Here is a 23,314-nt window from a genome sequence, read left to right as displayed (position 1 = left end):
CCGACTAGTCGGCATGATCAGGGCGATGGATGGCGAAGGAGCGCGCACGATGAGCGAACAGAATCCGCCCGGTCTCGATCTGGCGCGGCTGGCCGCGCACCTGGAGCGGGAGTGTCCGGGGCTGATACGGGGACCGCTGAGCGCCCAGGTCGTGCAAGGGGGCCGGTCGAATCTGACATACCGGGTCACGGATGGGGCCGGACGGTGGGTGGTGCGGCGTCCGCCGCTGGGTCACGTACTGGCCACCGCGCACGACATGGCCCGCGAGCACCGCGTCATCAGCGCGCTGCGCGACACCGCCGTGCCGGTGCCGGGAACCGTGCTGCTGTGCCAGGACCCGGACGTGATCGGTGCCCCGTTCTATGTGATGGAGCACGTCGACGGCACCCCGTACCGCACGGCCGAGGAGCTGGCCCCGCTCGGCCCTGAGCGCACCCGCGAGGTCGTACTGGCGCTGCCCGACACGCTGGTGGCGCTGCACGCTGTCGATCCGGAGGCGGTGGGGCTGGGCGATTTCGGGCGGCCGGAAGGGTTTCTGGAGCGGCAGTTGCGGCGCTGGAGCAAGCAGTTGGAGGCGTCCCGCAGCCGGGAGCTGTCCGGTATCGACGAGTTGCGCACCGCGCTCGGCGAGACGCTGCCCGACTCCGGGCGGCCCACTGTCGTGCACGGCGACTTCCGCCTGGACAACGTACTGGTGGACGCGGACGACCAGGTCGCGGCGGTGCTGGACTGGGAGATGTCCACCCTCGGCGACCCGCTGACCGACCTCGGGCTGCTGGCGATGTACAGCGAGCGCCAGGACGTGCCCGACTCACCGGTCAGCACCACCAGCGGGGCGCCCGGCCACCCCACGGCGGCCGAGCTGATCGAGCGGTACGCCGAGCTGTCGGGCCGCGATGTGTCGCGGATCAACTGGTACACCGCGTTCGCCTACTTCAAGCTCGCCGTGATCCTCGAGGGCATCCACTACCGCTTCACGCTCGGCCAGACCGTCGGCGCGGGCTTCGACCGGATCGGCGAGCTGGTGCCGGTCTTCATCGACAACGGACTCACCACTTTGCGGAAGGGCTGAGCAGCAGATGGACTTCGCATACGACGCGCGTACCGAGGAACTGCGCGAGCGGCTGCTCGCCTTCATGGACGAGCACGTGTACCCGGCCGAGCAGGTGGCCGAGGAGCAGCGCGCCGCGCAGGACTCGCCCTGGTCCACCGTGCCGGTGCTTGAGGAACTGAAGGCCACGGCAAGGAAGTTGGGGCTGTGGAATCTCTTCTTGCCGGACGAGGAGTACGGCGCCGGGCTCACCAACCTCCAGTACGCGCCGCTGGCCGAGATCACCGGGCGCAGCCCGGAGTTGGCGCCGACCGCGCTCAACTGCGCGGCCCCGGACACCGGGAACATGGAGGTGCTGGCCCAGTTCGGCTCGGCCGAGCAGCGTGCGCGCTGGCTGGAGCCGCTGCTGGCGGGCGAGATCCGGTCGGCCTTCGCGATGACCGAGCCGGAGGTGGCCTCCTCGGACGCCACCAACATCGGTACCCGTATCCGGCGGGACGGTGGGGGCACCTCCCGCTCGAGCGGAGCCGAGAGTGGGGGATCCTATGTCATCACCGGCCGCAAGTGGTACATCTCCGGCGCCATGCACCCGGATTGCGCCATCTTCATCGTCATGGGGAAGACCGACCCGGACGGCGACGACGTGCGCCGCCAGCAGTCCATGGTGCTGGTCCCACGCGACACACCCGGCGTGGAGGTGCGCCGCGCGATGTCCGTCTACGGCTACGAGGATCACAGCCACGGCGGCCACGCCGAGGTGGTCTTCCACGACGTACGCGTTCCGGTGGCCAACCTCGTCGGCGAGGAGGGCGGCGGCTTCGCCATCGCACAGGCCCGGCTCGGCCCCGGCCGGATCCACCACTGCATGAGGCTGATCGGGATGGCCGAGCGGGCCATTGAGCTGATGTGCCGGCGGGCGCTGGACCGTACGGCCTTCGGCAAGCCGCTGGCCCGGCAGGGCGTGGTGCAGGAGTGGATCGCCGACGCGCGGGTGCAGGTCGAGCAGTTGCGGCTGCTGGTGCTGAAGACGGCGTGGCTGATGGACACCGTCGGCAACCGGGGCGCGCACACCGAGATCCAGGCCATCAAGATCGCCACCCCCCGCGCGGTGGTGCGGATCATCGATGACGCGATCCAGCTGCACGGCGCCGGTGGAGTCTCCCAGGACTTCCCCCTCGCCCACCTGTGGGCCTCAGCGCGGACGCTGCGACTGGCCGACGGCCCGGACGAGGTCCACCAGCGTTCGCTGGCCCGCCGCGAGCTGAAGCGCCATTCCGGGTACCCGGCATAGAGGGCTGCGCTTGCCCACCCTGCGCCCTGGGGGTACCCCCTGCTCGAAGAGCTTGGGGGAGCAGACTGCCCAAGCGCAGCCGTTACTCGGGGCGACGAACGGGCCGGCGGCCGGGCGGCGGGGACGGCTCGGGGCGGGGCGGCGGGCGGCGCATCTGGTGCGACTGCGGCGCCCCGCAGGACACCGTGAAGCGCCTCCCGCAATGGCACAGCTCCAGCGCCTCGCCCTCCAGCAACGTGTAGGTGGCCGTCGTGCCCTCCAGCTCCACCCGCAGCCGCCGCCCCCGCACCTGCACCGTGAAGGCCAGCCGGCTCAGCTGTTCCGGCAGCAAGGGGGAGAAGTCCAGAATGCCGCGCCGCAGCCGCATCCCGCCGAACCCGGCGACCAGCGCGATCCAGGCGCCGGCCAGCGAGGCAATGTGCAGCCCGTCCCTGGTGTTGCTCTCCAGATCCTCCAGGTCCATCAGCGCGGCCTCGCCCACATAGTCGTAGGCGAGCCGCAGATGGCCGACCTCGGCGGCCATCACGGCCTGGCAGCACGCGGAGAGGGAGGAGTCGCGGACGGTCATCTGCTCGTAGTAGGCGAAGTTGCGGGCCTTCTCCTCCGCGTCGAAGGCGTCACCGCGCTTGTAGAGGGCCAGCACCAGGTCGGCCTGTTTGATGACCTGCTTGCGGTACAGATCGAAGTACGGGTAGTGCAGCATCAGCGGATACTGGTCGGGCCCCGTCGAGGCGAAGTCCCACATCTGGTGCCCGGTGAAGCCGGCCGACTGCTCGTGGACCTGCAGCGTCTCGTTGAACGGTATGGCCACCGCGTCCGCCGCGTCCCGCCAGGCTGCCGCCTCCTCGTCGTCCACCCCCAGCGCGGCCGCCTCCTCGGTGTACCGCTCCACGACCTCGGCGGCGGCGCGCAGGTTCTGCTGCGCCATCAGATTGGTGTAGAGGTTGTCGTCCGCGACGGCGCTGTACTCGTCAGGGCCCGTGACGCCGTCGAAGTGGAAGGTGCCGTGGTGGTCGTGGTGGCCCAGCGAGTGCCACAGCCGGGCGGTCTCCACCAGGATCTCCACCGCCGTCTCCCGCTCGAACTCCACGTCGTCGGTGGCCGCCACGTACCGTACGACGGCGTCCGCGATGTCCGCGTTGACATGGAAGGCCGCGGTACCGGCAGGCCAGTACGCGGAGCATTCCGAGCCGTCGATGGTCCGCCAGGGGAAGGCAGCCCCGCGCAGGCCGAGTTGGCGTGCCCGGTCGCGTGCGGCGGGCAGTGTCTCCTGCCGCCAGCGCAGCGCCTCGGCGACCGAGTCGGGCGAGGTGTAGGTGAGCACCGGCAGCACGAACTGCTCGCTGTCCCAGAAGGAGTGGCCGTCGTAGCCGGAACCGGTCAGGCCCTTGGAGGGGATGGCGCGTTTCTCGGCCCGCGCGCCCGCCTGAAGGACGTGGAAGAGCGCGAAACGCACCGCCTGCTGGATCTCGGCGTCGCCGTCGACCTCCACATCGGCGCGCGCCCAGAAGCTGTCCAGATACTCCCGCTGCTGCTGCACCAGTCCCCGCCAGCCCTTGCTGTGCGCGCCGGCCAACGCAGCGTCGACCTGGTCGCGTACGGCGGGCAGCGAGCGGGCGCCGGACCAGCCGTAGGCGACCAGCTTCTCCACCCGCAGCGGTTCGCCGGGCCGCAACTCGGCGGTGACGGTGAGCCGGGCGACGTTCTCACCGCTCTCGCTGGAGGTGCTGGTCGACGCCGGTCCGTGCACGGCGTGGTCGGCGGCCGCGCCGACGCGCAGTCCGCTGCGATCGGTGCGGTGCACCAGGCGCAGCCGCATCTCGTGGGCGAAGTTCTCCTCCGGCAGCAGCACATCCTCCAGCGCGGCGGCGACCCGCGGGTCCCCGCCGGTCTTCTGCGGCAGCTGCTCGTTGGCGACCAGTTCGGACTGCACGACGATCCGGACGTCGGAGTCCAGCGGCTCCACCTCGTAGGCGACGGCGGCGACGGCGCGCTGGCTGAAGGAGACCAGCCGGGTCGAGGTCACCCGTACGGTGCAGCCGGCCGGAGAACTCCATTCGCAGACTCGGCGCAGCAGCCCCGTCCGCAGATCCAGTACGCGCTCGTGGAAGCGCAGCTTGCCGTAGCGGACGTCGAACGGCTCGTCGTCGACGAGCAGCCGCATGATCTTGCCGTTGGTGACGTTGATGACCGTCTGCCCGGACTCGGGGTAGCCGTAGCCCGCCTCCGCGTACGGCAGCGGATGCAGCTCGTGCACCCCGTTGAGGTAGGTGCCGGGCAGCCCGTGCGGCTCGCCCTCGTCGAGGTTGCCGCGCCAGCCGATGTGCCCGTTGGAGAGGGCGAAGACGGACTCGCTCTGCGGGAGGACGTCCAGATGCAGCTCGCTCTCCCGCAGGGACCACGGCTGGACGGCGTAGCACGAGTGGCTGATCACGAGCGCTCCTTCCCGGGCGTGTGCTGGAGGTCGCGCCGCAGGTCGCGGGCCCTCAGCAGCTGTTGCAGGTCCTGGACGACGATGTCGGCACCGTGGGCGCGCAGCGCGTCGGCCTGTCCCGTACGGTCGACGCCCACGACGTACCCGAAGTGGCCGGAGCGGCCGGCGTCCATCCCGGCCAGCGCGTCCTCGAAGACCGCCGCCGCGGCCGCCGCGACGCCCAGTTCGCGGGCGGCGGCGAGGAAGGTGTCGGGGCGCGGCTTGCCGGGCAGCCGGCGCTCCCTGGCCACGATCCCGTCGATCGTCACATCGAACCGGTCCTCGATACCGACCGAGGCGAGCACGTCGCGGCAGTTGGCGCTGGAGGACACCACGGCCGTCCGCAGCCCCGCGGCGCGTACGGCGTCCAGATAGCGCAGCGAACCGTCGTACGCCTCGACGCCGTCCTTGCGGATCTTCTCCAGCAGCAGCTCGTTCTTTCGGTTGCCCAGCCCGTGCACGGTCTCCCGGCCGGGCGGGTCGTCGTCGGTGCCCTCCGGCAGCTGGATGCCGCGCGAGGCGAGGAAGGTGCGTACGCCGTCGGCACGCGGCCGCCCGTCCACATACGCGTCGTACTCCGCGACCGGGTCGAAGGGCCGGAAGCCGGGCCCTTCGCGGTCGCGCAGATAGGCGTCGAACATCTCCTTCCAGGCGGCGGCGTGTACGACGGCCGTTTTGGTGAGGACGCCGTCGAGATCGAACAGACACGCGCGGATGCGGTCCGGCAGACCGAGGTTCGTCATGCGTGCCGGGTCCCCTGGCCGCAGGGTCGCCATGCCTGCCTCAGGGCTTTGCCGCCCGGCTGGGCGCCGGGCAGGCGGCTTACTCGCCGGCCGGCGCACCGCCGCCGTGCAGGGGGACCTCCCAGACGATGCGGGTGCCGGGGCCCGTCCCGGACGCCGGATCGGCGCCCTGACCTTCCGTCATGGTCAGCGTGCCGCCGAGCAGCTCGGCCCGTGACCGCATATTGGCGAGCCCTCCGCTGTGCTGGCTGTCCTCGCGCCGCCTGCTGCCGTCCAGCCCCACGCCGTCGTCGACGACGGTCAGCGTGATCATGTCGTCGACGTGCAGCGTCACATCGGCCCGGCGCGCCCGCGCGTGCCGCACGATGTTGCTCAGCGCCTCGGCCAGCACCGCGCTCACCTGTTCGGCCGCCTCCACCGGGACATTGGTGTCGACGGGCCCTTCCATCCGCAGGGAGGGCAGGAAACCGAGCCGCTCGGCCGCGTCGCTGACGGCCTTCGCCATGGTCCTGCGCAGGCTGGTCTCCGGATCCGCCGGCCCGTCCCCGGAGGTGCGCAGCGCGAAGATGGTGGCCCGGATGATCTTGATGGTCTCGTCGAGGTCGTCCACGGCCCGGTTCACCCGCTCCGCCGCCTCGGGCCTGTCGATGAGCCGCCCCGCGCTCTGCAACGTCATCCCGGTGGCGAACAGCCGCTGGATGGCCAGATCGTGCAGGTCGCGGGCGATGCGGTCGCGGTCGTGCAGCAGCGCGATTTGCTCGGACTCGGCGCGGTGCTGCGCCATCTCCAGCGCGAGGGCCGCCTGCGCCGCGAAGTCCTTCAGCAGCTCCACCTCCGTCTCGTCGAACGGCGGACGCCCCTTGAGCCGGCTCAGCCGCAGCGCACCCGGCGCGTCCTGCTGCGCCAGCAGCGGTACGGCGACCACAGGGCCGTGCTCGACCTCCCCGTCCGGAAAGGCGTGCGTACGCGGATCGTTGGAGATGTCCGCCGTCACCGCCGACTCCCCGGTGCGGGCCGCGAGACCCGAGAGGGTGTCGTCGTAGGGCACGATCACCCCCGTCTGCTCCTTGGCGAGGTCACCGACCGCCACCACGACGCGCAGCGCGTCCGCGCCGCCCTCGGTGTCCGGTAGCAGTACGCACGACGTGTCGGACTGGGCCACCTCCAGCGCCCGTTGCGCGATCAGCCGCAGCACCTCGTTCGTGGTGGCTCCGCTCAGCAGCAGCCGGGTGATCTCGCCCAGCGCCTCCAGCCACTGCTCGCGGCGCCGGCTCTCCGCGTACAGCCGCGCGTTGTCGACGGCGACCCCGGCGGCGACGGCCAGCGTGGTGACGACCGCCTCGTCGTCCGCGTCGAAGTCCGCGCCGCCGCGCTTCTGCGTCAGATAGAGGTTGCCGAAGACCTCGTCCCGTACCCGTACGGGTACGCCGAGGAACGTCCGCATCGGCGGATGGTGTTCGGGGAAGCCCTGGCTGGCCGGGTGCGCGGCCAGATCGGTGAGCCGTAACGGCCGTGGTTCGCGGATCAGTTCACCGAGCACACCGTGTCCGGACGGCAGCGGGCCGATGCGCGCGGCCTGCTCCGGTGAGACGCCCACGGGCAGGAACGTCGACAGCCGCTGCCCGTCCCCGATGACGCCCAGCGCGCCGTACTCCGCGTTGGTCAGCGCCAGCGCCGCCTCCACGATGCGCCGCAGCACCTGGGACAGTTCCAGCTCCCGCCCGACGCTGAGCACGGCCTCCAGGAGGCTGTGCATCCGGTCCTGGGTGAGGCGAGCGGCGTCCAGCCGGGTCTGGAGCTCGTCCAGCAACTCGTCCAGCCGGAAGTGGGGCAGCTCCTCGCGGTACTCCTCCCCGCCCCGGTCTTCGTCCCGGTCCGGACGGTGCTGCCCCGCTCTGGCAGCCTCCGACATGCGCACCTCCGTACGCCGTACGACAACCGGGCCCCCGCACGACCCCGGAACCGGCAGTCTACGGCCGAACCGACGTCAGGTCGCCGGTCGTTTCCGGCTCCACCTCGGTACTCCCGTCGCCAGGACCGGAGTTCGCACCCTCGTCGCCCGGCCTACTGTTCCCGCCCCGCCGGCGGGACGGCCTCGATCGGTCCATTCCGCGCCACTCCGGTCGCAACCCGGTCAAGGTTCGTCGAGTTTCCCCGGTATCGGGTTCTCGGTCGTACCGGAACCTCAAGTGGCAGGTAATACCGGGCGTTCGAGCGGGTACCGAACGGCCCCTACTCATCGGGCTTCTCGTACCGCAGGCTGTGAGAGCCCACCCGAGGAGGTCCAGTGCCGGGTTCCGAAAGCCCGGGCGGCGAGTCCGCCCGCCCCGCCACCCCTGTCCGTGTCTTTCTGCTCGACGATCACGAGGTGGTCCGGCGGGGGCTGCGCGATCTGCTGGAGGCGGAACCGGATCTGGAGGTCGTCGGCGAGGCGTCGTACGCCGAGGAGGCGCTCGCCCGCGTCCCCGCGGTGCGCCCAGACGTCGCGGTGCTGGATGTACGGCTGGGCAGCGCCGAGGAGGACGGCGACCACGCGGGCATCGAGGTCTGCCGCGAACTGCGCGCCCGGATGCCGGAACTGGCCTGCCTGATCCTCACCTCCTTCGACGACGACGAGGCCCTGATGGACGCGGTCATGGCCGGCGCGGCGGGCTATGTGCTCAAGCAGATCAAGGGCGCCGACCTGGTCAGCGCGATCCGGACGGTGGCCGACGGCACGCAGTTGCTCGACCCGGAGGCGAGCGGGCGCGTGATGGCCCGGGTCCGCGCCCGGGAGAACCGCACGGCCCCGCCGGAACTGGACCGGCTCACCCCGCGCGAGCGGGAGGTGCTCGCGCTGATCGGCGAGGGGTTGACCAACCGCCAGATCGGCGAGCGGTTGTTCCTGGCGGAGAAGACGGTGAAGAACCGGATCTCCGCCATCCTCGGCAAACTCGGCGTGGGCCGCCGCGTCCAGGCAGCCGTCATCGCGGAGCGCCTGAGGGAGCCGTAACGCGCCCCGTCAGGGGCGCGGGGAACTGCGCGCCAAGCCACGAAGCACCCGGCAGCCTGCGACGGCCGGGAAGGGGCACCCCCTCATCAGCGGTGAGGCACGCTCAAGCGGATCCGCGGAGACGGTCCAGCTCTCGGCGGTCGCGCTTGGTGGGGCGCCCCGCGCCCCGCTCGCGGCGGGCGATGACCGGGACCTCCACCGGCGTGGGCGGCGGCGGACTGTTGTCCTGGTAACACGCGACAGCGATTGGCGCCCCCACCCGTTTCTTGATCAGCCGCTTGACGATCACGATCCGCTCGCGCCCCGCCTGCCGCACCCGTACCTCGTCGCCCACCCGGAGGGCATGCGCCGCCTTCACCCGCACACCGTTGACCTTGACGTGACCGCCACGGGCCGCGGTCGCCGCCTGGGAGCGGGTCTTCGTCAGCCGTACGGACCAGATCCAGCTGTCGACCCGTACCGACCCCTCGTCTGCCGTCATGCTCCCGACTTTAGGGGAGCACGGCCGCCCGGGTGGCCCCGCGCGGTCCGGCGCGGGCCATGCCGCCCGGCGAAGAAGCGCGACAAGGCCGACAATGGCGACATATGGAAGCCTCATCTGTGGATGCCTCGCCCGGAGCCCCCGCGGGTACTCCGGAAAGCGCGCTCCAGGAGCTCAACCAGGTGGCGCTGCGCACGGTCGCGCGTGCCCGGCACAACGCGCGCGTCCGGATCGCCGAGGCGAGCCCGGCGCACCCCGGCCACTCGGTCCACTCCGGCGGCGACGGGGACGCGCCGGGCCGGCCGACGACCGGGCCGTTCGCATACGACGGCGCCGAGAGCGCACCGCCCAGCGATGTGGCGGTACTCCCCGGGCTGCCGTCCTGGCTGCCCGCCGTGCTGGGTGTGCTGCGGGGCAGCTCGACGGTGCTGCGCCCGGAGTACGCCGCGGACGGCACGGTCCGTGACTTCATCGTCGTCGGCGCGAACCACTTCGAGCTGAGCGGTGTGGAGCGCGGCTCCTTCGACTTCCTCGGCAAGCGGCTGTCCGAGACCCGCCCCGGCATCCGTACCAGCGGGATGTACGACGTCTACCGTGCGGCGCTGGACAGCGGCACCCCCGTCTCCAGCGACACCATCGACTACGTCGACATCATCGACGGCGTCCTCCAGCGTTCCCGGCTGCGCGGCACCGTGACCCTGCTGCCGGACGAGGGGCTGCTGCTGACCAACTGGGAGCCGGTGGGCGAGGCCAGACTGAGCCGCCGTATCCAGGAACGGGGCCGGATGGGGTGGGCCGAGTGGGATCTGGTCACCGGCAGAATGCGCTGGTCACAGGGGATGCGAGAGCTGCTGGGCCTGACCGTGCCACTGCCGGAGGGGGTCTCCGCGGAGGCGAACCACGACCTGGAGGGCGCCGCCCGCTCGGTGACCTCCGCCAAGGACATCTCGGCGGACCTGTTCACCGTGGGGCAGAAGATCGACGCGGCGGACATCCCCGCGTTCGTCGACGACATGCGGACGCTACTGGCCGGCGGCGAGGTACCCGACCGGGAGCTGACCGTCCACGTGGGGGACGAGGCGCGGCGGATCCGCTGGCTCGGCCACGCCCAGCCCGAGGGCGCCGAGGTGCCGGAATCCCTGCTGTTCGCCGCGCGGAACGTCACCGGGCAGGAGGAGATGCTGAGCCGCGCGCTGAGCGAGACCGAGCGGCTGCGCCAGGAGGCCGCCGCCGAGCACCGCGTCTCCGACACCTTCCGCAGGGCGCTCACCCCGCCGCTGGGTGCGCTCACCCCGCCGTGGCTCTCCGTCAGCGCCGCCTATGTGCCCTCCGACTCGGGCGTCGGCGGCGACTGGTACAAGTGCCGCGAGCTGCCGGACGGCCGGGTGCTGCTGGCCGTCGGCGACGCCTCGGGGCACGGGGTGGACGCGGCCAGCCGGGCGGTGCAGCAGCGCTCCGCGCTGGCGGGGCTCGCCTACACGGACGAGAACGCGGCCGAGCTGACCATGGCGCTGGGCGAGGTCGTCTACTACGGGGGCCTGGACACCACCGCGACCTGCGTGGTGGGGCACCTGCATCCCGACACCCGCGTCCTCCACTGGGCCAGCGCCGGGCATCCGGCGCCGGTCCTCGTACGGGATGGCGTACCGCAGCTGCTGGAGGCGGAGCACGGGCTGATGCTGGGCGTCACACCGCATATGACATACCCCATGAACACCACCCAGCTGCAAGCCGGTGACCTGCTGCTCTGCTACACGGACGGCGTCATCGAACGCCGCGGCATGGACCTGGACGAGGGGATCGGTGCCCTGCTGGCCGCGGTACGGGAGTGCGCGGCACGCAGCGAGTCGGCCGCTGCGGCCACGGACTGTCTGGTCTCCACCCTGCTGGGCCGGGAGGCGGAGGACGACGCGACGATCCTCGCTCTGTACCTGTCCTGACCTGGCCTTATCCTCATGGTGCCCGGCCGGGCTCAGCGGGGGTCGGCCCTGCCCCGCTCGTAGCGGCGGAGCCTGCGATAGCCGGTCAGCTCGCCGTCCGGGTCCAGCGTCATCTCGTACGAGCCGAGCATGCTGACGCTGTCCGGGATCCGGCGCAGCTCGACGACTTCGATCTGGAGCGTCCAGCTCCCGTCGTCACCTCTGACGACGGAGGAGACCGACTCGGACTCCAGGCCGGTCAGCTCCTCGATGGCCTCCCGCGCCGACCGCAGGACCTGCGCGGTGCCGGGGGCCTTCGCCTCGACGGCCGGCTTCTTCTCGCTCATCCCGGTCCTCCTCCCTCCCCGTCCGTGCGGGGGAGCGTCGGTGAACGGGCGGGTGCCCGCTGTGCGCGGAGTGAACCGGGCGGAGCCGGGTACCGGAGAGGGGCCGGCGGCTGTCCGGTCAGTCCTCGCCGCGGAAGATGTGCGACTCCGGGTCCCGATCGCCGGACGTGGCGTGCGGACCGTAGCCCATGGGTCCGTCCGCGCGCCGCGCCGTCCGCGAGACGTTCACCGTCGGGCGGCGGGTCGGCCGGGCGTTCTCGTCACGGGTGGTCGTCTGGTTCTGCTGCACGTGAGATCACCTCCAGATCGGCTCACGGTGGCGGGTCCCCACACACCACCGCGTGAAACGGTGACCGGGAGGAAACGGTCATCGAGGACGGAACGGGACCAGGCTGGAACGGGACCGAGGAACGGGACCGAGGAGAGGCGATGCCGCACCGTCCGGACGTACTCGAATTGCTCACGGACGCGCACGCCGAGGCCGAGCGTCTCGCTGCGGCGTACGAGGCGACCCGGGACCCGGAGCGCCGCGCCGCCCTCGCCCAGGAGCTGGTCGCCGGTCTGGAGCGGCACGCCCTCGCGGAAGGCCGTGCGCTGCACCCCGTCGTCCGCCGGGTGCTGCCCGACGGGGACCGGCTCGTCGCTGCGGCCCGCCGGCGTTGGGCGGTCGCCTCGGCGACCGCCCAGGAGCTGTCGGCCGCCGAGCCGTGCTCGGTGGCCGCCGAGCGTCGGCTGGACGCTCTTCTCGGGCAGCTCCGCGAGCATGCCGCCCGTGAGGAGGGCGAGGTCTTCCCCGCACTGCGGGTGCGGCTGCGCCGCAGGGAGCGCCGCGAGCTCGGCGCCACCGCCGCCCGCTGCTTGCGGGCCACTTACGCGGGGTGAGCACCTCTGTCGCCGTAGCCCTCTCTTCGCCGCAGCCCCCGCCGGGTCGCCTGGCCGCCGCAGCACCCTCTTCCTGCCGCAGCACCCTCTTCCCGCCGCAACGGCGCGACGCGAAACGCACGAGTCCGGCGGTGCCGACCTGCCCCAGCCGGTGGGTTCGGCACCGCCGGTCACCTTCGCGGTGGCTGAGCACCGCTGCGGCGGAACAGGGGATCCGCCGACCCCCTGTCCCCGGCGAGGAGGGCATGCGGCGGAACAGGGGACCTCCCGGCCCCCTGCCCCCCCGGCGAGGAGGGCACGCGGCGGGAAGAGGGGGCTGGCCCTCAGCGCGGGAGAGGGAGCCCGGAGACGCGGGAGTTTCGGCATCCGCGGCGCGGCTACCCGTCCGTGGCCGCACGGGAGTTCCCATCCCGTGGAGCCAAGCCAGCAAGCGGCGCCAAGAAGCGAAGGAGGCTCTGCCTCATGACTGTCGCTCCGGCACAGCAACAAGGCGGCGGAACCGGCAATCTCTACGACGTACTGGAACTCGTCCTCGACCGCGGACTGGTCATCGACGCGTTCGTACGGGTGTCCCTCGTCGGCATCGAGATCCTCAAGATCGACGTCCGGGTCGTGGTCGCGAGCGTGGACACGTATCTGAAGTTCGCCGAGGCGTGCAACCGCCTCGACCTGGAGTCGGGCCGCAACAAGAGCCCCGGCCTGCCCGATGTGGTGGGGCAGGTCACCGAGTCCGGGGCTCAGGGCAAGACCAAGGGCGCGCTCAGCGGCGCGGCGCAGACCGTGTCCGATGCGTTCCAGCAGGCGCGTGACGAGTCCCAGGAGGGCAGCACGCGGCGGCGTACCACCACCCGCAAGAAGGAGGAGCGGGAGTGAGCACCTACGTCTACGGCATCACCCGCACCCCGGCCCCACCCCTGCGCGACGGCCTGACCGGCGTGGGCGACCCGCCCCGCCCGGTACGGGTGCTGGAGCGGGACGGCCTGGTGGCGGTGGTCAGCGACGCCCCCGACGACCTGCGGCCCAAGCGCCGTGAGCTGCTCGCGCACCAGCAGGTGCTCGCGCAGGTGAACGCCGAGCGCGTGGTGCTGCCGATGCGCTTCGGCAGCGTCTCGGAGGACGACACCACCGTCGGCCAGGTGCTCGTCGAGCGGGCCGAACACTTCCTGGAACGCCTCGACACGCTGGAGGGCAAGGCCGAGTACAACATCAAGGCCAGCCACAACCAGGAGGCGGTGCTGCACATCGTCATGGCGGAGCACCCCGAACTGCGCGCGGAGAGCGAGGCCAACCGCGCGGCGGGCGGCGGCAGCCGCGAGCAGAAGCTGGCGCTCGGCGAGAAGGTCGCCCGCGCCGTGCAGGCCAGGGAGCCCGTCGACGCGGCCCTGCTGCGCCGTGCGGTGGAGCCGCTGGCGACAGAGGTGAGCGAGGGCCCGCAGAGCACGGGCTGGCTGGCGAACCTCTCCGTCCTGGTCGAACGCGAAGCGGGCGACGCACTGCTGTCCGCGATCGAGGAGCTGGGCACCTCCGCGCCGCAGCTGGATCTGAAGGTGAACGGTCCGCTGCCGCCCTACAGCTTCGTCGAGAAGACCGACGCGTCGGCCGACGCGACCGCCACAGCGCGGACCGTACCGGCGACCGGCTGACGGTGCCGACGGGCCGCGAGGGGCCGGTGGGCCGACGCAGCCCAGGGAGGTCGACATGGGCCTGATCAGCGAACTGCTGCTGCTGCCCGCCGCCCCGCTGCGTGGCACCGTCTGGGTGCTGCGCCAGGTGGAGGCCGAGGCGGAGCGCCAGTACCGCGACCCCGCCACGGTCCAGCGCGAACTCGCCGAAGCGGAGCGGCAGCTGCTCGCCGGCGAGATCGACGAAGACGAGTTCGACCGCCGCGAGGACGAGCTCCTCGCGCGGCTGGAGAACAGGAACCCGTGGACATGAACGACAGACTGACGATGGCGCTCGCCGTCGCGGGAGGTTACCTCCTGGGCCGGACGAGGAAGGCGAAGTTCGCCGTCGCCGTCACACTGGTCTCGGCCGGCGCCCTGCTCGTACAGCTCGCCAGGAACCCGCAGGCCGCGGAGCGACTGCTCGTGACAGTGGCCCGCAAACTGGGGCAGGCCGCAGGCCGGCTCGACAGCGTCGCCGGGAACGTTCCGGAAGCGGCGTACGAGGAAGAGCCCGGAGACGAGGAAGACCCCGGCCCCGAGGGCGAGTCCGGGCCCGACGACGAGCCCAGGTCCGAGGACGAGCCCGCGCCCGAGGACGAGTCCGCGCCCGAGGACGCGTACGCGGCGGCGGGTGAGCGCTCGTGACGACGCCGAGCAGGCTGCCGGAACGCTACGAGGGCGGCAGCAGCGCGAATCTCGCCGACATCCTCGAACGGGTCCTCGACAAGGGCGTGGTGATCGCGGGTGACATCCGGATCAACCTGCTCGACATCGAGCTGCTGACCATCAAGCTCCGGCTGATCGTCGCCTCCGTCGACAAGGCCAAGGAGATGGGCATCGACTGGTGGGAGACCGATCCCGCGCTCAGCTCGAACGCCCGGCGGGGCGAACTGTCCGAGGAGAACGACAGGTTGCGCCGGCGCATAGCCGAGCTGGAGCAGCGTGCACCCGACCGCCTGGAGGGAGAGCGCGATGCACGCGGAGAGCGTCATGAACGCGGACAGCGTCATGAACGGTGAGCTGCGGTACGTCTACGCGGTGACCGCGCCCCTCGAGGCGCCCCTGCCCGACGGTGTGCGGGGCGTGAGCGGCTCCGCCCCGTACACCGTCCACCACGCCGGACTGCAGGCCGTCGTCGGCCGGGTCCCCGAGGCGGACTTCGCCGAGGAGCCGCTGCGCGCCCACCTCGAGGACCTCGGGTGGCTGGAGGAGACCGCCAGGGCCCATCAGACGGTGGTGGACGCGCTCACCGGTCTCACCTGTCCCCTTCCGCTGCGGCTGGCGACCGTCTACCGCGACGACGACGGGGTCCGGCGCGCCCTGGCGGACGGCAGGGAGGAGTTCCTGGCCACCCTCGACCGGCTGGCCGGGCGCGTCGAGTGGGGCGTGAAGGTCTACGCACAGCAGCCGCCCCAGCCCGCCGCCGCGGCACCCGCCCCGGCCAACGGGCGGGAGTTCCTGCGCCGGCGCAGGCAGGAGGTCACCTCGCGGGAGAACGCGCTGGGGGAGGCCGAGGAGCTGGGCCGTACGCTCCACGCGGCGCTCGCGGCGCAGGCCGAGGACGTGCGGGTGTACCCCGCGCAGAACCCGCAGCTGTCCCGGGTCCCCGGGCAGAACCTGCTCAACGCGGCCTATCTGGTGCCCCGCGAGCGGTCGGAGGAGTTCGTCACCCGCGTGGAGCGGCTCGGCGCACATGACCCCGCCGTCCGGGTCGAGCTGACCGGCCCGTGGGCGCCGTACTCCTTCGCGGCACCGGACGCGTCGGACCGGCACCGGGAGGGCAGCCATGACGGCGCCGTCTCCTGAGCCGTACGGGCCCTCCGCGGTGCGCGGCCCGGTCGCCGTCGACTCCCAGCAGCCGCTGGCCCGGCGGCAGGTCGCCCTGGTCGATCTGCTGGACCGGCTGCTGGGTACCGGAGCGGTCCTCACCGGGTCGCTCACGCTGGGTATCGCCGATGTGGACCTGGTACGGATCGATCTGCGGGCCCTGATCAGTTCGGTCAACGCACGCGTCCCCTCGCCCTGGGAGGGAGGGCAGCCGCTGTGACACGCGCGCCTGAGACACCGGGCTCCGCGGCCCGTCGGCTGGATTTCGACCCCGACACCGTGGAGCGCGACCTCGCCGCGCTGGTGCTGACCATCGTCGAGCTGCTGCGGCAGCTGGTGGAGCGGCAGGCCCTGCGCCGGGTGGAGGTCGGTGACCTGGACGAGGACCAGGAGGAGCGGATCGGGATGACGCTCATGCTGCTGGAGGACCGTATGGAGCTGTTGCGGGAGCGGTTCGGGCTGACGCCCGAGGAGCTGAACTTGGACCTCGGCCCGCTCGGTCCCCTGCTGCCTACCGACTGAAATCGCCCGAAGCTGTTAGACCTCGCATATGAACGACGCGTTCTACTCTTCCCTCGGCCAGGGCTGGCCCCAGGTGGCCGACCTTGCCCTGGCCTTCGTTCTGACCTCGCTGATCGGCCTGGAACGGCGGGCCAAGCACAAGAGCGCTGGGCTGCGCACCCATGCGCTGGTGGGGCTCGGCGCCGCGCTCTTCATGCTGGTCAGCAAGTACGGCTTCGCCGATCTGATGGGCATGGAGGACATCTCCATCGACCCGTCCCGGGTCGCGGCCCAGGTGGTCTCCGGTGTCGGGTTCCTCGGCGGTGGCGTCATCTTCCTGCGCCGTGACGTGGTGCGCGGGCTGACGACGGCGGCGATCGTCTGGGTATCGGCCGCGGTCGGTATGGCCTGCGGCGCGGGGCTGCCGCTGCTGGCCGTCGCGACGGTGGCCATGCACTTCCTCACCGTGTGGGGCTTCACCAAGATCAGCGACCGGCTGCCGGGTGTGGAGCCAGGTCATCTGCGGCTCACCTACGAGGAGGGGCGGGGCGTGCTGCGCAACACGCTGGCGATGTGTACGGAGCGCGGTTTCGTGGTGACCGAGACGAACATCGAGCAGGTGGGTGAGCCGCGTCCGGAGCTCACCAAGCTCACCCTGGCGGTTTCCGGCTCCGGCTCGGTGCCGGAGCTGGTGGGCGAGCTGATGACGGTCCCCGGGGTGCTCACGGTCAACGGCCGCCGCGCGGTCACGGGTGCGCAGGACGGCGACTGAGCGCCCCGGGGTCGCTCACCCGTTCGCCCCGGGGCTGGGGCCAGGTTTCCTTTCGTCCGCCACGGAAACCCCGGGTGGTGACACCGCGAGCCGAAGGGGGCTGAGCACATGAACGCGGACGTCACGCTGACGGCCATGGATCTCGCGGCCCGTGACCACCTGGTGGGCCTGGTGCCGGGGCTCATCGGGCTGCTGATCGTGGCCGCGCTGATCGGCGCCGTCTGGCTCGGCATCCGGATCAAGAACCGTGAGCCCGAACCGCCGGACCCCGACGAGCAGCCGCATATGCCGGACACCGGTCCGACCGAGGAGGTCACGGAGAACCGCGAGCCGGACGAGATGCCCCGTGACGGTATCCGCCGGTTGCCGCACAGCGGCGTGCACGACTACGGCGACCGCGAGCACCACCCCGGCGAGCCGCCGACGCGCAAGAAGTGGGAGCCCGGCAAGAGCGGATCCTTCGGCAGCGGCGGCCCCGGCTGATCCCTCACTTGCCGAGGCCCAGCGTCATGCCCGTGATGATGCGGCGGGAGAGCCAGCCGTACAGCAGCAGCATGGGAGCCACGATCAGACACAGCCCGGCGAACATCCCGCCCCAGTCGGCGCCCCGGTACTGCTGCTCGCCGATGAACCGGGCCAGCACCAGGGGCAGCGTGAAGTTGTCGTTGCTCTGCATGAGCGAGAGCGCGAACAGCGTCTCGTTCCAGTTGTTGATGAGCTGGAGGAGGAACGCGGTGATCAGCCCGGACCGGGCCAGCGGCAGCACGATCTGCCAGAAGGTGCGGGCGGGCGAGGCCCCGTCCAGGGCGGCCGCCTCCTCCAGTTCACCGGGCAGCGAGCGGAAGAACCCGGTCAGCAGGAAGACCGTGAACGGCATCGCGAGCCCCACGTACACCAGGAAAAGTCCGGGCAGCGTGTCCACCATGTTCACCTCGGTGAGCATGAAGAACACCGGGATCAGCAGCACCTGCCCCGGCACGCCGAGTCCCAGCACGAACAGCATGGTCAGCGGCTCGGCGAGGGCGTTCAGCCGGCGGCTGAGCGCATAGGCGGCCGGCGCCGCCAGTGCCACGGCCGCCACCGCCGCCGAGCCGCTGACCAGCACACTGTTGACGGCGGCCCGGCCGAAGCCGGAGTCGAACGCCGTGCGGTAGTTGGACAGCTGCCATGGGTCGGGCAGCGCCCATGGCCGGTCGAAGATCGCCCGGGAGTCCCGCAGCGAGGTCAGCGCCATCCAGCCGAGCAGCAGCAGCCCGGCCGCGACGCAGAGCCAGATCATGCCCAGGCCGACGGCCCGCCCCGTGCGCGCACGCGTGGTCATCGCCGCACCTCTCAGTACTCGACGGGGTCGCGGCGCATCAGCCGGCGCAGCAGCGCGGTGAAGACGGCGACCAGCAGCAGGCTGGTGATCCCGGCCGCGCAGACCGTGCCGAACTGCGGGATGTCCGAGCCGGTGAACGCGTTGCGGTAGATGTACAGGGCGCTGGTCCAGGTCTCGATGGGCGGGGCGCTGGTGGTGAACGTGCCGCCGAACACCAGCACCAGCTCGAAGACCTTCACCGAGCTGATCGTCCACAGCACGGCGCACACGGTCACCACGTCCCAGCTCAGCGGCAGCGTGATGTGCCAGAACTTACGGAACGCGCCGGCGCCGGCCAGCTCCGCGTCCTCGTACAGATACCCGGGGATGTTGTCGACGGCGGCCATCAGGATGGCGACGTAGAAGCCGGTGGAGGTGCACACCATCGTCGCCATGATCAGAAGGAAGACGTTGTCGCTGCCCAGCCACTTGGGCGGCTCGTCCACCCCCAGCCCGGCCAGCGCCGAGTTGACCAGCCCGCCCGGGTTGAAGAGGAAGCCCGCCAGCACGCCGAAGACCATCGCGTTGACGATGTGCGGGAAGAAGAGGACGGCCCGTACGAACCGCCTGCCCGCCATCTCCCGCAGCACCATCGTCAGCGCGAACGCGAGCACGAAGACGGTCAGCCCGACGAACACCAGGATCTTGAAGGTGTTCACCATCGAGGTACGGAAGAACGGATCGTCCACCAGCGCCCGGTAGCTGCCCAGGCCGTTCCACTCCATCGCGGAGTAGCCGTCCCAGCTGTGGAAACTGGTCCACAGCCCGAACAGCAGCGGAACCAGATGGCACACCGCCAGGAACGCCAGCGCCGGGAGCACGAACGGCCAGAACAGCCTCCGCCGTCGGAGCGCCAGCGGCGTGTCCCGCCCCGGCGCACCCGGCGCCCGCGCCTGCCCCGGTTTGCGGCCGGCGGTCAGCACCGACATCAGCGGTGCGCCTTCGCATACGAGACGTGGAGCTTCTTCAGCTCGGTGATGAACTGCCGGGCGTCGGCCTCGCCGGAGAACAGCTTCTTGTACGCCGGGTAGAGGGCCTTGTCGGTGTAGGAGGTCACCGAGCCGGGCAGCTGCTCGCGGGAGGGCGTGGACTCCATCTGCTCCTTGACGTCCCGCAGTACGGGCGGCGCCGGGATGTCGGGGCGCGGGGTGATGTTGTCGGCCTTCTCGGCGATGCCGCGCAGCCGCTTCTTCGCCAGGAAGTACGAGATGAACTTCTCGGCCGCCGCGGAGTTCTTGGCCTGCTCGGGCACGGCGAAGCCGAACACCCGCACATCGGTGGCGTTCCGCTTGCCGGCCGTGGAGTCCACGGCGGAGGGGAAGGGCGCCGACCGGAAGTCGAAGTCCTTCCCGGCGAACTCCCGGGTCTCGGTGGGCAGCCAGCTCCCGTTCAGATTGAACGCCGCCTTGCCCTGCGCCCAGCGGTTCTGCTGCTCGGGGTACTTGCTCGCGTCGTACCCCTTGAGCAGATAGCCCGACTCGACCAGTTCGTGGATCTTCTCCGCCGCCTGCTCGACCGCCGGATCGTCCCAGCCTTTGCCGGAGGGGTCGGTGATGGCCTTCTTCATGACCCCGTCGCCGCCGATCCGGTCGGCCAGATAGTCCAGCCACCAGAGGATGTAGACGGGCTGGTCGCCGTCCGCCGAGATGCAGGCGCGGCCCTTGGCCTTGAGCTTGGCGCAGATGTCGAGCAGTTCGTCCCAGGTCTGTGGAGCCTGTACGTCCTTGTCGGCCGCGTTGTACCAGAGGTTGACCGAGGTGACCTCGTAGGGGACGAGCCATCTGTTGCCGCCGCCGTCGGGCAGCTTGCGCAGATAGCTCAGATAGCTCATCTTCAACGCCTTGGACAGCGGCTTCTTCTCGCCCGTCGCGGGCCGGTCGAAGACGGCGGACAGATCCTTGGCGCGGCCGGGCTGCACCAGCGTCGGGTAGAGCTTGTCGTCCGACTGGTCCACCAGATCGGGCACCTTGCCGGTGGTCAGCGTGGGTGCGAGCTTCTCCAGCACGGTGCGGCCCTGCCACTGCACGGTCACCTTGATGCCGGTGTCCTCGGTGAAGCCCTTGATGGCCGACTTGAGGACCGCGGCCTGCGGCTCGTTCTCGGTCCACATGGACCAGTACGTCAGGCTCTTGCCGTCACCGCCGTCCGCGCCGCATCCCGTCAGTGAGCTGAGGACGGCCGCTGCCGCCAGCGTCACGGCGGCCGTGCGTGTTCCGGTGTGCGTCATGGGCCCTCCCGGCGAGGCGCGCGGTCCGTCTTCCCGGCGTCTCGGCCAGGACGCGCGAGATTGATGCGGACAGATCAATTGATCTCGCGCAAGCCGGTCACGGTCAAGACACGTGCGCACAAGTCCAGTTGTGCGCACCGGTTGCCCAAGCCGGTGCCTGGGTTCTGCTGCTGCGGCCACGGGTGGGGGACGCGCCCCGTAAGGGGCGCGGGGAACTGCGCGACAAGCCACAACGTACCCGCAGCCTGCGGTAGCCAGGCAGGGGCACCCCCTCATCGCCGTAGGAGCGGCACGTGCCGAGAGAGGGCGCCGCGCGGCGGGCCACCCTCCCGTACATCCGCGGCCCCTCCCGTACATCCGCGGTCCCTCCCGCGACCAGCGGAAAATGCACCCGTCCTGGGGACACCCCGCTGCGTCGAACGGCCCAAGCCGCCCGCGTGCCGCGCCCGCGCGGCCGCTCCCACGCGGCGCGCGGACGCACGATCGTGCCATGACTCAGGTCGCACGAAAGAGACGGGCGGCGGCTCCAGTGGCCGCGCTGGTGTGTGCGGTGGTGCTCACCGGTGGCGCCCCGCAGGCTGTGGGAACCGCCCCCGCGCAGGGCGCCGCCGAGGCCGCGCAGCCGCTGCCCGCCAGGATCGCCTCGCTCTACCGGGAGGCCGCTGCTGCCTCCGCGCGCTACGAGGCCGCCCACCGCAAGGCGACAGCACAGCGCGCGGCCCTCGCCCGCGCGGCACGGGCCGTCACCGAAGGAGAGCGCCGGCTGCGGCGGCTGCACCGGCAACTGGGCGCCGTGGCCCGCAGCCAGTACCAGCAGGGCAGTTGGGCGCCCACCAGCCGACTGCTGATGACGAGCTCCCCGGACACCCTGCTCGACAAGCTCCGCTCGCAGCGCCAGGGCGACCACGCCTTCCGGCGGCTGCTGCACACCACCCGGGTCACCCAGCGGAACCTCGTACGGGACCGGGCGGAGGAGCGCACGCAGCTGGACAGGCTGAAGGCGGACGTCGAGCGGCAGCGGCGTGCCAAGCGTGCCGTCGAGCGGCGGCTGGCGCAGGCCAGGGAGCGGCTGCGGGAAGCCAGGGAGGAGCGTGCCGCGCGGGCCGCAGGGCCGATCTCCCGGGCGGCTCTGGGCGCCGAGCCGAGTTCGGGCAGCTGCGCGTACAGCCCGCCGCACGGGCGCCGGGCGGCCAGCGGTGAGACGTGGGTGGCGCCGGTCAAGGACTACACGCTGTCGGCGGGCTTCGCCTCGGCGGGCAAGCGCTGGGCGAACAACCACACGGGTCAGGACTTCGCGGTCGGCGTCGGCACCCCGGTACGGGCTGTCGGCGACGGCACCGTCGTCAAGACGGAGTGCGGCGGGCCGTTCGGCAACCAGATCGTCCTCAAGCACCCCAACGGCTACTACACCCAGTACGCGCATCTGTCCCGGATCCACATCAAGCCGGGCGACCAGGTGCGGGCGGGGGAGCGGATCGGCCTCTCCGGCAACACGGGCAACTCGACGGGCCCGCATCTGCACTTCGAGGTGCGCGTCACCCCCGAGGACGGCTCGGGCATCGACCCGGTGCCGTGGCTGCGCAACCGCGGGGTGGACGTCTGACGACGTACCGACGAGGCGCCGGCGACGGTCGGTGCGGGGGCCTGCCGGGCTTTCCAACGTTGGAAAGCCGTGCTCGGCGAAGGCGGACACGGGGAGGCCCCCGCCCCAAGCCGGCCGCTCATCGGTCCGGGCGGCCCCGCGTGCTCTCCCGCTCCAGCAGCCGGAAACCCGGCCGCAGTTGGCGGGGGCCCGCCGGGGCGTCGGCCCCGCTCGACAGACGGCGCACCACCGACTCCACCGCCAGCCGGGCTATCGCCCGCTTGTCCGGCGCCACCGTGGTGAGCGTCACCATCCCGTACCGGCCCTCCGTCAGATCGTCGAACCCCACCACCGCGATGTCCTCCGGCACGCGTAACCCGCGTTCGGCCATCACCCGCATCGCCCCGATGGCGACCAGGTCGTTGTAGGCGAACACCGCGTCCGGCCGCTGCCCGGCGTCCAGCAGCGCGGCCATCGCCGTGGCGCCGTCCTCCCGGTCCCAGCCCTCCACCCGCGCTACCAGCGTCTCGTCCGCCGCGAGGCCGGACGCCGCCAGCTCCGCCTGCCAGCCCAGCAGCCGCAGATGCGCGGGCCTGCTGGGCCGGTCGCGGCGGGCGCCCAGGAAGGCGATACGGCGCCGCCCGAGGTCCAGCAGATGCCGCACCGCGGCACGGGCCGCCGCGATGTTGTCGATCGCGATGTGGTCGTACGGCAGGTCGTAGCGCCGCTCGCCGATCAGTACGAGCGGCACATCGTCGTCGCGCGCTGCCAGGTCCTCCGCCTCCAGCTCCAGCGGGTTGAGGATGAGGCCGTCGATGACCCGGGTGCGGAACCCCTGGGCGACGAGCAGTTCGCGTTCGCGGCGGCCCTGGGTGTGGTCGAGCAGTACCGTGTAGTCGTGCTCGGCGGCGGCGTCCACCACGGCACCGGCCAGCTCCGCGAAGTAGGGGTTGCCCAGTTCGGGCACGGCGAGGGCGATGATGCCGGTGCGTCCCCTGCGCAGATGGCGGGCCGTGGGGTTGGGGCGGTAGCCGAGCGCGTCGATGGACTGCTGCACCTTGAGCCGGGTGGCCGGGGTGACGTGCTGGTAGTCGTTCACCACGTTGGAGACGGTCTTGACCGAGACGCCCGCGTGCTCGGCCACTTCCTTGAGACTCACCCTCACCCGGCCCAACCCCGCCTCTCTCGTGCCCGTTTTCTGC

26 protein-coding genes are annotated in these 23,314 nt (G+C 71.6%); 16 read left to right on the top strand and 10 right to left on the bottom strand.

Translation table 11 applies throughout. The annotated features are described in order from the left end of the window. Positions 1–49 precede the first annotated feature (49 nt). Together ACQEU8_RS24995 and ACQEU8_RS24990 are read left to right on the top strand one after the other, a co-directional pair. On the top strand, positions 50–1,072 hold the full coding sequence (locus tag ACQEU8_RS24995; protein ID WP_433104781.1) for a phosphotransferase family protein: 1,023 nt from the start codon (positions 50–52) through the stop codon (positions 1,070–1,072). A gap of 7 nt (positions 1,073–1,079) precedes the next feature. Then, positions 1,080–2,342: an acyl-CoA dehydrogenase family protein gene (locus tag ACQEU8_RS24990; RefSeq protein ID WP_433104779.1), complete on the top strand. Its 1,263-nt coding sequence runs from the start codon at positions 1,080–1,082 to the stop codon at positions 2,340–2,342. Between the two features lie 82 nt (positions 2,343–2,424). Here the strand turns inward: ACQEU8_RS24990 and ACQEU8_RS24985 are convergent, their stop codons facing one another. The 3 genes from ACQEU8_RS24985 to ACQEU8_RS24975 form a co-directional block, all read right to left on the bottom strand. Continuing rightward, positions 2,425–4,776 (bottom strand): glycoside hydrolase family 65 protein, encoded by a 2,352-nt coding sequence (locus ACQEU8_RS24985; protein WP_433104777.1) that lies wholly within the window; start codon positions 4,774–4,776, stop codon positions 2,425–2,427. Continuing rightward, positions 4,773–5,558, bottom strand: coding sequence for an HAD family hydrolase (locus ACQEU8_RS24980; protein ID WP_433104775.1), 786 nt, complete (start codon positions 5,556–5,558; stop codon positions 4,773–4,775). Before ACQEU8_RS24980 ends, ACQEU8_RS24985 begins: the two co-directional genes overlap by 4 nt. Positions 5,559–5,637: 79 nt before the next feature. Further along, positions 5,638–7,470 carry a GAF domain-containing protein gene (locus tag ACQEU8_RS24975; protein WP_433104773.1) on the bottom strand — a complete coding sequence of 611 codons (1,833 nt, stop codon included), beginning with the start codon at positions 7,468–7,470 and terminating at the stop codon, positions 5,638–5,640. 375 nt (positions 7,471–7,845) lie between these two features. On the opposite strand from ACQEU8_RS24975, the gene ACQEU8_RS24970 reads away from it, so the two are divergent. Beyond that, the gene (locus tag ACQEU8_RS24970) at positions 7,846–8,550 is read left to right on the top strand and encodes a response regulator (protein ID WP_433104771.1); all 705 of its coding nucleotides are present in this window, start codon (positions 7,846–7,848) and stop codon (positions 8,548–8,550) included. A gap of 103 nt (positions 8,551–8,653) precedes the next feature. Here the strand turns inward: ACQEU8_RS24970 and ACQEU8_RS24965 are convergent, their stop codons facing one another. Beyond that, positions 8,654–9,031, bottom strand: a complete 378-nt coding sequence (locus tag ACQEU8_RS24965) for an RNA-binding S4 domain-containing protein (protein ID WP_433104769.1) — start codon at positions 9,029–9,031, stop codon at positions 8,654–8,656. A gap of 104 nt (positions 9,032–9,135) precedes the next feature. On the opposite strand from ACQEU8_RS24965, the gene ACQEU8_RS24960 reads away from it, so the two are divergent. Further along, on the top strand, positions 9,136–10,971 hold the full coding sequence (locus tag ACQEU8_RS24960) for a PP2C family protein-serine/threonine phosphatase (protein ID WP_433104767.1): 1,836 nt from the start codon (positions 9,136–9,138) through the stop codon (positions 10,969–10,971). 32 nt (positions 10,972–11,003) lie between these two features. On the opposite strand, the gene gvpO is transcribed toward ACQEU8_RS24960, so the two are convergent. Together gvpO and ACQEU8_RS24950 are read right to left on the bottom strand one after the other, a co-directional pair. Further along, a complete protein-coding gene (gene gvpO / locus ACQEU8_RS24955) occupies positions 11,004–11,297 on the bottom strand; it encodes a gas vesicle protein GvpO (protein WP_433104765.1) in 294 nt (97 codons plus the stop codon). Between the two features lie 118 nt (positions 11,298–11,415). Next, on the bottom strand, positions 11,416–11,586 hold the full coding sequence (locus ACQEU8_RS24950) for a hypothetical protein (RefSeq protein WP_433104763.1): 171 nt from the start codon (positions 11,584–11,586) through the stop codon (positions 11,416–11,418). A gap of 140 nt (positions 11,587–11,726) precedes the next feature. On the opposite strand from ACQEU8_RS24950, the gene ACQEU8_RS24945 reads away from it, so the two are divergent. From ACQEU8_RS24945 to ACQEU8_RS24895, 11 genes are all read left to right on the top strand, one after another. After that, a complete protein-coding gene (locus ACQEU8_RS24945) occupies positions 11,727–12,179 on the top strand; it encodes a hemerythrin domain-containing protein (protein ID WP_433104761.1) in 453 nt (150 codons plus the stop codon). A 462-nt stretch (positions 12,180–12,641) separates the two neighbouring features. Then, the gene (locus ACQEU8_RS24940; protein WP_433104759.1) at positions 12,642–13,052 is read left to right on the top strand and encodes a gas vesicle structural protein GvpA; all 411 of its coding nucleotides are present in this window, start codon (positions 12,642–12,644) and stop codon (positions 13,050–13,052) included. Continuing rightward, complete coding sequence (locus ACQEU8_RS24935) at positions 13,049–13,822, top strand: GvpL/GvpF family gas vesicle protein (RefSeq protein WP_433104757.1); 774 nt, start codon at positions 13,049–13,051, stop codon at positions 13,820–13,822. The genes ACQEU8_RS24940 and ACQEU8_RS24935 overlap by 4 nt, the downstream gene beginning before the upstream one ends. 55 nt (positions 13,823–13,877) lie before the next feature. Beyond that, entirely contained in the window at positions 13,878–14,114 is a 237-nt protein-coding gene (locus ACQEU8_RS24930) for a gas vesicle protein GvpG (RefSeq protein ID WP_433104755.1), read from the top strand. Beyond that, positions 14,111–14,488: a hypothetical protein gene (locus ACQEU8_RS24925; protein WP_433104753.1), complete on the top strand. Its 378-nt coding sequence runs from the start codon at positions 14,111–14,113 to the stop codon at positions 14,486–14,488. Before ACQEU8_RS24930 ends, ACQEU8_RS24925 begins: the two co-directional genes overlap by 4 nt. After that, positions 14,485–14,862: a gas vesicle protein gene (locus tag ACQEU8_RS24920; protein WP_433104751.1), complete on the top strand. Its 378-nt coding sequence runs from the start codon at positions 14,485–14,487 to the stop codon at positions 14,860–14,862. The genes ACQEU8_RS24925 and ACQEU8_RS24920 overlap by 4 nt, the downstream gene beginning before the upstream one ends. Further along, positions 14,816–15,649 (top strand): GvpL/GvpF family gas vesicle protein, encoded by an 834-nt coding sequence (locus ACQEU8_RS24915; RefSeq protein WP_433104749.1) that lies wholly within the window; start codon positions 14,816–14,818, stop codon positions 15,647–15,649. Before ACQEU8_RS24920 ends, ACQEU8_RS24915 begins: the two co-directional genes overlap by 47 nt. Continuing rightward, entirely contained in the window at positions 15,630–15,890 is a 261-nt protein-coding gene (locus ACQEU8_RS24910) for a gas vesicle protein (RefSeq protein ID WP_433104747.1), read from the top strand. Before ACQEU8_RS24915 ends, ACQEU8_RS24910 begins: the two co-directional genes overlap by 20 nt. After that, positions 15,887–16,192 (top strand): gas vesicle protein K, encoded by a 306-nt coding sequence (locus ACQEU8_RS24905; RefSeq protein WP_433104745.1) that lies wholly within the window; start codon positions 15,887–15,889, stop codon positions 16,190–16,192. Before ACQEU8_RS24910 ends, ACQEU8_RS24905 begins: the two co-directional genes overlap by 4 nt. 28 nt (positions 16,193–16,220) lie before the next feature. After that, positions 16,221–16,943, top strand: coding sequence for an MgtC/SapB family protein (locus ACQEU8_RS24900; RefSeq protein WP_433104743.1), 723 nt, complete (start codon positions 16,221–16,223; stop codon positions 16,941–16,943). A 108-nt stretch (positions 16,944–17,051) separates the two neighbouring features. Continuing rightward, complete coding sequence (locus tag ACQEU8_RS24895) at positions 17,052–17,426, top strand: DUF6479 family protein (protein ID WP_433104741.1); 375 nt, start codon at positions 17,052–17,054, stop codon at positions 17,424–17,426. A 4-nt stretch (positions 17,427–17,430) separates the two neighbouring features. Here ACQEU8_RS24895 and ACQEU8_RS24890 read toward each other — a convergent pair whose 3' ends face one another. The 3 genes from ACQEU8_RS24890 to ACQEU8_RS24880 are packed head-to-tail and all read right to left on the bottom strand — an operon-like array spanning position 17,431 to position 20,530. Next, the gene (locus ACQEU8_RS24890) at positions 17,431–18,264 is read right to left on the bottom strand and encodes a carbohydrate ABC transporter permease (RefSeq protein WP_433104739.1); all 834 of its coding nucleotides are present in this window, start codon (positions 18,262–18,264) and stop codon (positions 17,431–17,433) included. A gap of 11 nt (positions 18,265–18,275) precedes the next feature. Then, positions 18,276–19,232 (bottom strand): carbohydrate ABC transporter permease, encoded by a 957-nt coding sequence (locus ACQEU8_RS24885; RefSeq protein WP_433104737.1) that lies wholly within the window; start codon positions 19,230–19,232, stop codon positions 18,276–18,278. After that, positions 19,232–20,530: an ABC transporter substrate-binding protein gene (locus ACQEU8_RS24880; RefSeq protein WP_433104735.1), complete on the bottom strand. Its 1,299-nt coding sequence runs from the start codon at positions 20,528–20,530 to the stop codon at positions 19,232–19,234. The genes ACQEU8_RS24885 and ACQEU8_RS24880 overlap by 1 nt, the downstream gene beginning before the upstream one ends. A gap of 490 nt (positions 20,531–21,020) precedes the next feature. Between ACQEU8_RS24880 and ACQEU8_RS24875 the strand changes: the two genes are divergently transcribed. Continuing rightward, on the top strand, positions 21,021–22,133 hold the full coding sequence (locus tag ACQEU8_RS24875; RefSeq protein WP_433104733.1) for a M23 family metallopeptidase: 1,113 nt from the start codon (positions 21,021–21,023) through the stop codon (positions 22,131–22,133). Between the two features lie 118 nt (positions 22,134–22,251). Here the strand turns inward: ACQEU8_RS24875 and ACQEU8_RS24870 are convergent, their stop codons facing one another. Then, entirely contained in the window at positions 22,252–23,277 is a 1,026-nt protein-coding gene (locus ACQEU8_RS24870; protein ID WP_433104731.1) for a LacI family DNA-binding transcriptional regulator, read from the bottom strand. Positions 23,278–23,314 lie beyond the last annotated feature (37 nt).

It is taken from the genome of Streptomyces sp. CA-250714 (assembly GCF_050936705.1).
In the GTDB taxonomy this organism is placed as follows: Bacteria; Actinomycetota; Actinomycetes; order Streptomycetales; family Streptomycetaceae; genus Streptomyces.
This window is presented reverse-complemented; position numbering and strand designations above follow the sequence as displayed.